The organism is Streptomyces sp. NPDC001530 (genome assembly GCF_042894545.1).
Classification (GTDB): Bacteria; Actinomycetota; Actinomycetes; order Streptomycetales; family Streptomycetaceae; genus Streptomyces.
Genome location: NZ_JBIAVS010000062.1, coordinates 1,223 through 12,800, shown reverse-complemented (window position 1 = coordinate 12,800; position 11,578 = coordinate 1,223). Strand labels below are relative to the sequence as shown.

At 66.7% G+C, this 11,578-nt stretch carries 9 protein-coding genes; 5 read left to right on the top strand and 4 right to left on the bottom strand.

Going from position 1 to position 11,578, the window contains the following annotated elements:
* Positions 1–398: 398 nt before the first annotated feature.
* The gene (locus tag ACFY0T_RS50100; protein ID WP_388885898.1) at positions 399–1,409 is read right to left on the bottom strand and encodes a helix-turn-helix transcriptional regulator; all 1,011 of its coding nucleotides are present in this window, start codon (positions 1,407–1,409) and stop codon (positions 399–401) included.
* Positions 1,410–1,545: 136 nt separating this feature from the next.
* Here ACFY0T_RS50100 and ACFY0T_RS50095 point away from each other — a divergent pair, with 136 nt between their 5' ends.
* Positions 1,546–1,941 (top strand): RidA family protein, encoded by a 396-nt coding sequence (locus ACFY0T_RS50095; protein WP_388885901.1) that lies wholly within the window; start codon positions 1,546–1,548, stop codon positions 1,939–1,941.
* A 1,208-nt stretch (positions 1,942–3,149) separates the two neighbouring features.
* On the opposite strand, the gene ACFY0T_RS50090 is transcribed toward ACFY0T_RS50095, so the two are convergent.
* Complete coding sequence (locus tag ACFY0T_RS50090; RefSeq protein WP_388885896.1) at positions 3,150–3,470, bottom strand: hypothetical protein; 321 nt, start codon at positions 3,468–3,470, stop codon at positions 3,150–3,152.
* An 870-nt stretch (positions 3,471–4,340) separates the two neighbouring features.
* Here ACFY0T_RS50090 and ACFY0T_RS50085 point away from each other — a divergent pair.
* Positions 4,341–4,541, top strand: a complete 201-nt coding sequence (locus tag ACFY0T_RS50085) for a hypothetical protein (protein WP_388885893.1) — start codon at positions 4,341–4,343, stop codon at positions 4,539–4,541.
* A gap of 186 nt (positions 4,542–4,727) precedes the next feature.
* On the opposite strand, the gene ACFY0T_RS50080 is transcribed toward ACFY0T_RS50085, so the two are convergent.
* Complete coding sequence (locus ACFY0T_RS50080) at positions 4,728–5,018, bottom strand: hypothetical protein (RefSeq protein WP_388885891.1); 291 nt, start codon at positions 5,016–5,018, stop codon at positions 4,728–4,730.
* A gap of 336 nt (positions 5,019–5,354) precedes the next feature.
* A complete protein-coding gene (locus ACFY0T_RS50075; RefSeq protein ID WP_388885889.1) occupies positions 5,355–5,825 on the bottom strand; it encodes a GNAT family N-acetyltransferase in 471 nt (156 codons plus the stop codon).
* A gap of 476 nt (positions 5,826–6,301) precedes the next feature.
* Here ACFY0T_RS50075 and ACFY0T_RS50070 point away from each other — a divergent pair, with 476 nt between their 5' ends.
* The 3 genes from ACFY0T_RS50070 to ACFY0T_RS50060 all read left to right on the top strand — a co-directional run.
* Positions 6,302–7,069, top strand: a complete 768-nt coding sequence (locus ACFY0T_RS50070) for a calcium-binding protein (protein WP_388885886.1) — start codon at positions 6,302–6,304, stop codon at positions 7,067–7,069.
* A 1,830-nt stretch (positions 7,070–8,899) separates the two neighbouring features.
* Entirely contained in the window at positions 8,900–9,331 is a 432-nt protein-coding gene (locus ACFY0T_RS50065) for a hypothetical protein (RefSeq protein WP_388885884.1), read from the top strand.
* Positions 9,332–9,348: 17 nt separating this feature from the next.
* Positions 9,349–11,578, top strand: a 2,230-nt coding sequence (locus ACFY0T_RS50060; RefSeq protein ID WP_388885881.1) for a tetratricopeptide repeat protein, incomplete at its 3' end; no start/stop codon positions are given.

The window sequence follows — 11,578 nt, the reverse complement described above, 5'->3', positions numbered from 1 at the left end:
GCCGCCCTCGGCGACATCGAGCGGCTGCAGAGCCAGGACATCGCCGACACCGTCGGCTACATCGTCACCCGCCCCCGGCACGTGGCCGTCGCCGAGCTGCTCGTACGCCCCACCGAGCAGGCCTGAACACCAACACCGGGGCCAACTCCGAGACAAGCAAGGAGTCGTGATGGCGATGAGGCGGATCCTCGCCGTGGTAACCAACCAGGCGACCTACGGGACGAGCCCCCATCGGACCGGACTGTGGATCGGAGAGCTGGTTCACTTCCACGCCGGGGTCCGCCGGGCCGGCTTCGAGGTCGACCTCGTCAGTCCAGAAGGTGGACCGGTGCCGCTGGATCCGCGCAGCACCAGATGGGCCGACAAGGCGGTACGCGACTACATGAACGATCGCGCGTTCATGTCGAGCCTGGACCGCACCAGCAAGGCGGCCGACATCGACCCGGCCAGGTATGCCGCGATCTTCTACACCGGCGGGCACGGCGTAATGTGGGACTTCCCCTCAAACGACGCGCTTCCGCGTCCATGCTGAGCTGCCACAGCGCCCATTCGGCGTGTCGTGAATCCTGGAAGGTCACCTTCAGCCGCAGCCAGCCGTCCGCGTCGGGTTCTTCTGCGCGGACGGCCAGCGCGGTGTCCAGCAGGTCCTCCCGCCGCGCCGGGTTCACCCGGACCAGCACGGTGATGTGGTCGCCGCCGGAGAGAAACTGTGCGGAGCGTTCCCGCCAGATCCGGTCCAGATCGACCCGGTTCGGTCGCTGTGCCGTTTCGGGGAGTTCCTCGGCGGCCAACACCCGCGACAGCCGGTAGGTGCGGTCCGTGCCAGATCTCGTGGCCAGCAAGTAGCCCCGGTCGCGTACGGTGACCAGGCCGATCGGGTCCACCGTGCGCCACTGTGGTGTCCGGCCTGTGGCCGCGTAGTGGATGCGCAGCTTGTGTCCGGCGAGCACCGCGCGCCGGACCTCGATCATTACGGTGTCGGGTACCTCCTCAGTGACCAGCCGACGTGAGAGCAGGTCGGTCTCCGGGTCGACGAGAAATCGCTGGGCCGCGTCGCTCGCGGCGGCCCGATGGCTTTCGGGCAGCGCGTCGACCACCTTCCGCATGGCCGAAGCGAGCGCCGAGCCGAGGCCGAACACCAGCTCGCCGCGCCCCGATCCGGCGGTCAGCAAGGCAAGGGCCTCGTCGTGGTTCAGACCGGTGAGCTCGGTGCGGAAACCGGGCGACAACGCGAAACCGCCGTGCCGGCCGCGTTCGGCGTAGACCGGGACGCCGGCCGCGGACAGCGCCTCGATGTCGCGCAGCACGGTGCGGGTGGATACCTCCAGCTCCCGGGCCAGTGTGTCCGCAGTCAGCCGACCGCGCTGACGCAGCAGCAGCACCAGCGAGACCAACCGGTCGGCGCGCATACGAGAACTCTATCGAAATACATGACCAAGGATGTCGTGATTTGTTGCGAGGCTCGTTGACGCGACGTCGAAGCCGACGGCTACCGAGCCGATGGCCGTACGTACACCCAATGAATCGAATGGAGCTGACGTGGCAATGGAACGAACGGCGGTCAACCCGGTGACATGGTCGGTGGAGATGGGATTCAACCAGGGTGAGGTCGTCTCCGGGCACACCCGGACCCTGTACATCTCGGGGCAGACCGCGATGAGCGGCGACGGCAAGCCCCAGCATGACGGTGACATGGCGGCGCAGTTGGCGCTGAGCATCGACAACCTGGAGGCCGTGCTCGGCGAGGCCGGCATGTCTCTCGCGAACCTCGTCCGGCTCAACGTCTACACGACCGACGTCGATCTGCTTTTCCGGCACTACGGCGTGCTGGCGGCGCGGTTGGGCGCCGCCGGGGTGGCGCCGACCACCACGATGCTCGGGGTGACGCGGCTGGCGATCCCCGGCCAGATGGTCGAGCTTGAGGGGACCGCCGTCGCGTGATGCGACCTCGCCACCTCTGCTACTCGTGCCGGTTGAACCGGCACGAGTAGGAGCAGATATGTGCCCTCCCGTCCGCCGGACGGAAGGGCCCCTGACCTGGTGTTTCTCTGTGCCCCCGGCAGGATTCGAACCTGCGACACCCGCTTTAGGAGTTCGGTCCGAGCCCGCTCCGGGCCCTCTTTTGAACCGTAGTTCTACAAAGGTTGGTCAACGGGGGTCATAGAGCTCGCCGTTCGATCCCTCAGAGTGGCCGCCGGGCATGGCTGGTTGCTGGTGCAGCGCGACGCTGCGCAACGGCAACGGGTACTGGGGAGACGACAACGTCTTCTCCTAGACGGCCACCATCCATTGTGCGTAGCCCAGCCTTCAAGCGGTGCTCGGGTGACAGCCCGCAGTCGTTGCAACTGACCTGATCGATCAGCCTACGGTTGGAGGCAGTGAGGTCGCGCATGTCAGCTATCGAAGTGACGTACCGCCCCACCCCAGCCGGTGAATGGAGAACGGGTGGAGAACGAGCGGCGTCGCCCTGATTCGGCTGACCTCGTTGTGGCCGGATGCGGATGGCTCTTGATCGTGACCATCGTGGCCCTGCCCGGTCTCGCCTTGAACGATGGGCCACTGACGGCGTACCTGGTGGTCGTGGGTGGCGTGATCGGGTTCCTGTGGGCCCGTAGGAGGTTGCGCCGCTGAGCGCTCCACCGTTGGGCGCACGCTGCGGACCGTACCGCCGACCGCCGATCGAGCTGCCCTGGACGGGCCGAAGGTTCCGGTCTATCCAGGGCAGCTTCCTCGCGTCCCCGCGCCTCAACTGGCGAGACACGAGGAGTGGAGCAGACACCGCCGGCGGCGAGAGCGACGATTCCTACTGATGTCCTGAGTGTGGGGGATGAGGGCGGCCACCACGTCCGGTCGAGGGCGGGCGCGCGACAACTGATCACCACACACAGTGGAAATGCCAGGGCCATGACTTGGGCCTACAATCTTGGAGCGGGCGACGACAATCGACTCGCGCCATCAGCTTGGGAAGCCGAGATCATTTCTGACCGGTTGGGACGCTGACCGGGCGAACGGTGGGGCTGCGGCTTGGTCGGCGGCGCCTGCTTTCACCGTGATTCCCCGCTGTTCCCCGCTCGATCTGGTGCGGTTGTGGTGCGCCTCGTCCCTGCCCCACGTGGCTCAACAGGCCCGCCGTAGCCACCCGATGAGTCTCACAGGTCCACGCGTGACTCGTTGTCGCTCCGTCGGAGAACGACGTGCGCCGGCCGGAACGGCAGACTGCGCAGGGTTGGCTCCATGACCTTGAAGAGAGCATCGGCATCCGGTCCGTAGGCGTACACCACTGCTTTGCCTCCTCCGAACTCGTTGCCGTCGACCTCGCCGACGCCGGTTTCCGTGGTCGCTGCTGCCAGCGCTTGCTCTGCTTGGTAGACCAGCTTCCGCTGGTCGGCGTCGCCGAAGCCCTCGGCGGCAAGCTGGAAGTGGGCGATGACAGCGTGCTCTCGGTCGCCAGGGGCAGTGGGTGTCTCCATGCCGACACACTCTCAGAGGGGGCTGACATCATCACCACCCTGCGTCAGCTTCGGTTCACCTCCACCAACACGCTTTCCAACTGTGTTGGTGGGGTCCTGGGCTCTGTGCAGGGGCGTTCACCTGCGTTCATGGACGGCTGGTCCATGTGCAGGACTCGGCCTCTGGTCTCGTCTGAACGTCCGTGAACGGGGCTGAATGAGACGGAAACTGAGACGGTGGGGTCGCCTGGGCATTCGCCCTGACCGCGCTATTGGAGGGCGGCGATCAGTCCGATCACGATCTCGGCGTACCGCTTCGGGCCCTCGACGTGCATGCCGTGGGCGGCGTCGGGGAGGTCCTGATGCTGACCAGCTGCCCGATGTAACTCTCAGGGATGCGTGGCCACTCAACTCGACAGAACGGCAGATCGACGGCATGCACTCAGCCCCAGATGGCCACTCCGCTCAGCCATAGTTGGCCAGCCGGGCCGTGGGATCGCCAATTCGATCACCAGCTGCGCGGGCGCCAGAAGAACGCTTGATCGAATGCGGGTGTTCGACGTCCAAGTCCTGCGTGGCCACCGCTGTGGTCTGCCCGTGGTGATCAGAGCCTCCAGGGACGAGACGGACCTCCTCAACAGGACCGGCTACTCGCAAACTGATCGTATCCACGTGCCGCTATGACCTGGGCTGACGCGTCAAAAGTCCAGGATCTGGGGTCCACCAAAGGCATCGCGGAGGACAGGCGGCGCACCGCCGCGTACGCTCCGACACAGTCATCGGGGCGACACGCAGAAGGAGCCCGCAGTCCCAACAGGTTTCCTAGGCCTCTGAGTTGGGCGGGCTCCTTGCGCGGTGCTCCAGCACGCATGTCAACGAGAGGAACTCCGTATGGAGGAGAGTAACGCGAAACGCCAGCCCAAACACCCGCCCCGCCGGGACAGGCGACGCGCCGAAACTATCCGTCACCTGCGAAAATGGATCGGCCAACAGGGGCGAAGCGCCCCGGGCGAGTTCCTGCATGGCGCGTCGTACAAGCTCGGCAGCGGTGCCGTGACCCTGCTCATCCTGTGGTGGGAGACCCGCCACTAACGGTCGGCGGCGGGCCCACCCCGGTGGGCCCGCCGCATCTTCGCCAATCAGCCCTTCGCGATGGCCTGGTCTTCTCCAGGCCGCGTACTGGAGTCGCGGGGCACGGCTCTTACTCAGCAGGACTTGGCCACGCTCCGCAGAGGCAGTCGGCCGGTTGGGTCCTGGCAAGCTCCCGTGGCCCGGCCACTAGGGACCGAGGACGCCCAGCGCGCCGAGTAGTAGGCACGCGGTACCGAAGAGGAAGAAGCCGCCCATGGCAATCAGGGCTGTGCCGAGCCTGGCGACGCCGGCACTCCTGCCCTCTTGTGCCACCAGCGAGCCCAGAGCCTTTCGCCTGAGGTCCAGATACGCAGGTAGCCGTCCGGTCCGCCGCAGTATCCGTCCGACGCTGATAAGCGCAATACCAAAGACCAGCGTGAGCAGGCTTGTCTGGAGCTGATAGGTCGGGTCGTGCCCGTCCGAAACCGCGATGATCACTGAAGTCCCCCCAGGGCACGCCGGACAGTGCCACTGTCCGGCGGAAAGAAGCGCCCCATCTTGCCCGACGGCTAGGCCTGGGGGGAAACCAGTCTCGTCAGGGGCCCGCGACCTGGCCGTTCACCGACCGCGCCGGTAGCGAACCTGTCACTGGTTGTCGCCGTCGGTCGCCGCCGGGCGAACTCGCACGGCCCGGGGACGGCCCGGAGACGATCACTCGCCGTCTTCCACTCGTAGAGCCGGACACTCACCTGGTGGTTGTGCGCGTGCCAGAAGACCTCACCCTCGACGCGGGCCCCGAGAGCGGGCAGCTCCCATGCCGCTTCCCGTATGAGCTCACTGAGCGGGGAAGGTGAGCCGCAGAACGATCTCGCCGTCGTCGATCTCCCCGGTGGGCTCGAACCCGAACTTCTGGTAGAAGGGCCATGGTTCGCCGTCGCCGGGCTCGTAGCTGGTCAGCAGCTCGGTGGCGCCGTCCGCCCGAACCAGGGCGGCGATCTGCGTGAGCGCCTCTCGGCCGATTCCTCGCCTCTGGTACCGCTTGTCGACGAGGAGGCGCCAGAGGAAGTGCTGCCCTTTGAAAGGACCAGCCGGCGGTTTCCACGACAGCATCACGAAGCCGACTGGCTCGTCGCCACGGTACACGGCGCGGTACCAGGGATTGGCCTCCGGCGTCTTTGCCGCCTCCTTGAGCGACTTGGACACTGAGGCGACGAACTGCTTCTGGTCACGTCGGACGCGGAGGGCACGAACGGCATCCCGGTTGTCGTCGGTGATCTCCCGTAGGTGCACGCCTGGGGACCTCATGGCACACCCCTTCCTGCATCCGGCAGTTGCGCCATCCGGGCCGACGTGAAGGGCCGCCGCCAGGCGGCATTCCCTTGTGCGTACGCGCTACCAAGGACGCCAGGTTGGACGCCTTCGCAGCGTATTCGACACAGGCGATCTGGAGCGGGGCTGGCGCGCCAGGCTGTGTCCGCGTCCGAGGCAGCGCCCCCATCGCGATCCGTAGAGATTCGAACTCGGTTTGAGGGAACGCGTGGCCCACTGAGGCGCGTAGCCTTCTTCGCCCAGCTCATGCGCGACCTGGTCGAAGCACGCACACCCGACCGCGTCAGGGCCGTGATTGTGTGACGCCCGGACCGCAAGGCGGTGCCTGAGCTGTCAGGCTCCTGGCGGTCGTCCGCCATGACGAGGCGGATGTCGACCGTACAACCAATCCCGCTCGCCGAAGGTCTCCTACGCGCCCGGACACGGTTCCGGCTCACCGTTCTTGGAGAACCATGCGTATGCGTACAGCCGCGGCCGCCACCGTCGGCACCCTGGCACTGCTCTCGTTCGTGACGCCCGCCGCCCATGCGGACTCGAGCAAGGGCGACACCGTCTTCACCTCCGTGACCTTCAGTAAGACGACCGTCAACGTCGGCGTCAGCGCGGCGCAGAGCCTCACCGTGACGGCCACCGCCAAGGACGGCTCAGGGATCAAGGGCATCTACGGCGGCAAGCTCGTCAGTTCCGACAGTCGGCTCATCTACGCGGACTCCGCCACCTGCACCCGGCCCACGTCGACGACCATGAAGTGCACGTACACGTACACGCTCGAACCCGATCGCACCGACTACTTCGACCTCAAGAACAGCTCGGCGGGCACCTGGCACTTCAATGCCGAGGCCGCCGCCTACGACCAGGATTATTTCACCCTGGACACCGGCGCGCCGTTCAAGGTGAAGCGGTACGCGAAGCTGGCGACCACCCAGGCCACGCCCGAGCCAGTCACCAAGGGCGGCACGCTCACCGTGTCCGGGGCGCTCACCCGGGCCAACTGGGACACCAACGTCTACGCGGGGTACGGCAGCCAGACGGTGGCCCTTCAGTTCAAGAAGTCCGGATCCTCGACGTACACCACGGTCAAGAACGTGACCACCGACAGCGGCGGCAAGCTGAAGACGACGGTCACCGCGAGCTACTCGGGGACCTGGCGGTGGAAGTTCGCCGGTACGGGGACGACGAGCGGCGCGACCGCGTCAGGGGACAGCGTCGCCCTGAGCTAGCTCCTTCCCGCTTCAGGTCCTGGTGTCCCACGAAGATCCGCCGGACAGGTGGGCCTGGCTGTCGGTCGAGCGTGGCCCATGCGGCGGCTACCCATTCCCGCCATCGTCCTAGACCACCCAGCTGTGGGTCAGAGGGCCATCTGCGGGCCAGTGAGTACGCGGAGCACATGCCCCCGTCAACTCCAGCAGGTCAGGGCGGCGCAGCGGGCTCAAAACGGTGACGCTCTTGAAAGTGCGAGTCACCGTGGGTTCAAATCCCACACCCACCGCGCAGGTTGACGGCCCCTGACCAGGTAAGTCGGTCAGGGGTCGTTGCGTCGCATGCTGCCCTGAGTGCCCGCGGTTCACCGATGTTCCCCGCTCGATCGGGCACGACTGTGGCACGACGCCTTCTGATCCGTAGCTCTATGTGGATCAGTCAGGAGCGGTCATACAGGTTCGCCTTGTGCCCTTGAAGAGCACTGCCGAGCACGGTCCGATTGCTGTGGTTGCTGTACATCAGTGCTGTACCGCAAGCATCCGCGCAAGGAGGTTGCCAGTTGAAGGGCTAGTCACCGCAGAGCAGCGATGACAGCCCCGATCCCGGTGAGCAGGGTGCCTACCCCTACCAAGATCGCTGCGATGGTGCGGGAGTTGACGCCTCGGCGTTGGTCACTAGGCTCGGGCTCGGTAGGGGTGTCAGGCATTGCCGCAAAGGCTCCTTACTGTCGGCTGCCCACTTGGGCTCAGGTCGACCGCGCCCCGCCCTCTGAGTCTTGCCGGACTGGGGCGGGGCTCTTACGGCGAGCGAAAGTAGCAGCGAGTCACGGCCGGACGCGGGCTCCGCACGCCGGATTCAGATTTTGTCTCGGCTCATTTGGTGCGCCCTGAGAGACAAAGCAATTTGAAAAACCCAAGCTAACGTGAAGCGAGCTGAGCTGGGCATATGCTGATGGCATATGCCAGAAGCGTCCAGACGTAGTAGTTCGGCATATGCCAGAACAGCATGCTTCGGCTGGACGATCTATACGAAACACCCAAATCACCCTTCCGCAAGGCGTCAAATTTTGGCTGAAAAGCGCCCGATATGGCTGGACAAGCTGAAGCCAAGCGGAACGGAGTCGGCTGTCCCACTTCTCGGCGCGCGCCCACAATTTGGGCAGCAAGGACCTCGGGACAGCGGCCTTTCTGCATCCTCTGGCAATGTCCATGCCATGACAGTCCAGGCCTCTGCCCGTCGGCCCCGCCGCCGGCAGTCTCCGTCGGGGCACCGGGTGAGTGCTGCTTTGTAAGTTCACCCCAACGATCCACCGGCCAGGGCTACCGCTTTCCTGCCTGCCGTGCGTGGTGCAGGGCTAGTCCCCGTAGTACGGCAATGTGCACCTGTGTTGCCGCCAAACAGTGCCGTCAGCCGAAAGGCTCGGACCTGCGACCCTCTCTGCCCATCGGTGTCGAGGTGACCCGCTCGCCAGGCGCAAGTTGCCGTCGTGTTCGGTCTTCGAGGTTCCAGCCCGAGACTCGCGTACTTCGAGTTGTCTGATCTCGATCTGAGGACATCCGCCGAAGTCCAGGAGCCGGGCGTCAAACCTGCTCACAGCCCTTTCCGAAGCTCTGTGGACGCCGACGGATGCGTCCGGATCGAAGGCGGTTTGAGACCACGATTGAGCTCACGCCCGCTTGCGTACTGCAGTAGGCCCCAGGACACAGCATCGTCCGGATCGGGCGACTTGGTGGCTTCTCGGCTGCCGACGCCGTGGCAGTCGGGGCGAGGTTGGTGTTTCGGCTGATTGGGTGGGTGGTCTCGTCCTACGCTGGGCTTCTTGTCCGTTGATTCGTGGGGGTGTTGTCGTGTTGGTCGAGGGACTGATCGCGGCGGCGGCGGCCGGTGGCGGGGCGATCGTGCAAGCGGCGGGGACGGACGCATGGGCCGGGATCCGCAGCGGTGTCGCGCGGATCCTCAGTCGCGGCGAGGCAGGGCGGGAGCAGGCCGAGCTCGAGCGGCTCGATCAGACCCGGGCCGAGCTGGAGTCGGCCGGTGACGGCGCGGGGGCGGAGCGGGTGCAGACCGTTCTGGTGACCCGCTGGCAGACCCGTCTGGAGATGCTTCTGGAGCAACTTCCGGACGAGGAGCGTCAGCAGGTGGCGGCTGAGTTGCAGGCTCTGGTCCAGCAGGCGCAGGCCCAGGCCCCGGTGCAGAGCACGCACAACGACTTCAGCAATGCGACGTTCACCGACAGCCAGGTTCTCGCGAGCGGCACGCAGAACAACACGATCAACCGGTAGAGGCGCGGGCGGCGGGCATGGGGGCGAAGAAGACGTCCGGCAAGCGTAAGAGCGGCGGTAAAAGGGACAAGCGTCCCGGGCAGGGACAACGGGCCGGTAGCAGTTTCGCGGGGGCGTCGTTCGAGCGCAGTCAGGTGCTCGGCAGCGGAACGCAGACCACGAAGATCAACGTGCAGGCGTACGCGGCGGTGCCGACCGCGCTGAACGCTCTGCCGGGTCTGCCACAGGAGTTCACCGGCCGCGAGGACGAGATCACCAAGGTTCTGTCCCTACTCGACCCCGGGAGCGGTGCGGTTGCGGCGGTGGGGTCGGTCGCGGGGCTGCCGGGCGTGGGCAAGACCACGCTCGCTCATGCCGTGGGGCATGCCGCGCTCAACAAGGGCTGGTTCACGGGCGTGCAGATGGTGAACCTGCGCGGCTACGACCCGACCCCTGTCCCGCCGGAGGACGCCCTGGAAGCGCTGCTGCGAGCCCTTGGCGTCGCGGCCGATCACATCCCGCCCACGCTGGACGAACGGGAGGCGCTATACCGGTCCCAACTCGACGCCCTGGCAGGTGAGGGGCAGCGGGTTCTGATCCTGGCGGACAATGCCTCAACCTCGGACCAGGTCCGGTCGCTGCTGCCGGCACGTCACCACGCGGTGCTCGTGACCTCCCGGCACACCCTGCCCGGACTCGGCGCCCGCCTGTTCAACCTCCACCCTCTCCAGCCGGATGCCGCCGTCGACCTCCTGCACCAGAGGCTGGAGGTCGCCGACCCCGACGACAGGCGCGTCCAGGACGAGCCCGCGGCCGCGGAGGAACTCGCCGCACTCTGCGGCTACCTGCCCCTGGCCCTGCAGATCGCCGCTGCCCTTCTCGTCGACGACCCCGACCAGCCGCTGTCCGAGCGGGTGCGGATGCTCACCGACGCCGGCAGCCGCCTCGGCGGTCTCGACGACGGCGAGCGCAACCTGCGCGCCGTCTTCGACGAATGCCTCACCCGCCTCACCCACCAGCAGGCCGACCTCTACCGCCTCTTAGGCCTCCACCCCGGCCCGGACATCTCCACCCCCGGCGTCGCGGCCCTCACCGACCAGCCGGCCGACAAAGTCGCGCCGTTGCTGCGGCAGCTTGTCCAGGCGCGCCTGCTTATCCAGAACAGCCAGTCACGCGACCGCTGGTCCATGCACGATCTCCTGCGCGTTCACGCGCAGGAGCAGGCCCGTATCACCATGGACCGTGGCCGTGTCCCCCGTCGGCGCTATGAGCAGGCCCGCACCCGACTCACCGACTATTACGTCCGCCACGCGGAAGCAGCCGACACCCACCTCCGGCCGCCCGGCGAGGCCGTGTCGCCGCTGTTCGCCGGACGGGAACAGGCGCTGGCGTGGTTCGATGCGGAACGCGAGAACCTCCTCGCCACCACGCACACCTATGCCCGCACCCAGACGGCCCTGGACCTCGGGTTCGCCCTCGGTCGCTACCTGGAAAGGCGACGGCGGCTCCAAGACCTGATCACAGTCCGCGCGCACGCTCTTGAAGCCTGCCAGACACTCGGCGACACTCTCAACCAGGCTGGCGCCTGGAGCAACCTCGGCAGTGCACTCGCAAAGCTGCGACGCCACACCGAAGCTGTCGACGCTCACCAGACCGCCCTCGACCTCTTCCAGCAGAACGGCGACAGCCACCGCCAAGCCAGCGCCTGGAACAACCTCGGCAGTGCGCTGGGCGCGCTGCGGCGCTACGACGAGGCACGCGAAGCTCACCAGACCGCCCTCGACGTCTTCCAGCAGACCGGCGACACCCACGGCCAAGCCACGGCCTGGAACAACCTCGGCACTGCACTGGGCGCGCTGCGGCGCTACGACGAGGCACGCGAAGCTCACCAGACCGCCCTCGACCTCTACCAGCAGACCGGCGACACCCACAGCCAAGCCAGCGCCTGGAACAACCTCGGCACTGCACTCCGGGGGCTCCGGCGCTACGACGAGGCACACGACGCTCACCAGACCGCCCTCGACCTCTACCAGCAGACCGACGACGCCCACCGCCAAGCCAGCGCCTGGAACAACCTCGGCTGTGCACTGGGCGACCTGCGGCGCCACGACGAGGCACGCGAAGCTCACCAGACCGCCCTCGACCTCTTCCAGCAGACCGGCGACACCCACGGCCAAGCCAGCGCCTGGAACAACCTCGGCACTGCACTCCGGGGGCTCCGGCGCTACGACGAGGCACACGACGCTCACCAGACCGCCCTCGACCTCT

Excerpts from the sequence above, each read along its gene's own strand:
- ACFY0T_RS50100 (WP_388885898.1), bottom strand. The coding sequence starts at position 1,409 with ATGCGCGCCGACCGGTTGGTCTCGCTGGTGCTGCTGCTGCGTCAGCGC.
- ACFY0T_RS50095 (WP_388885901.1), top strand. The coding sequence starts at position 1,546 with ATGGAACGAACGGCGGTCAACCCGGTGACATGGTCGGTGGAGATGGGA.
- ACFY0T_RS50090 (WP_388885896.1), bottom strand. The coding sequence starts at position 3,470 with ATGGAGACACCCACTGCCCCTGGCGACCGAGAGCACGCTGTCATCGCC.
- ACFY0T_RS50085 (WP_388885893.1), top strand. The coding sequence starts at position 4,341 with ATGGAGGAGAGTAACGCGAAACGCCAGCCCAAACACCCGCCCCGCCGG.
- ACFY0T_RS50075 (WP_388885889.1), bottom strand. The coding sequence starts at position 5,825 with ATGAGGTCCCCAGGCGTGCACCTACGGGAGATCACCGACGACAACCGG.
- ACFY0T_RS50070 (WP_388885886.1), top strand. The coding sequence starts at position 6,302 with ATGCGTATGCGTACAGCCGCGGCCGCCACCGTCGGCACCCTGGCACTG.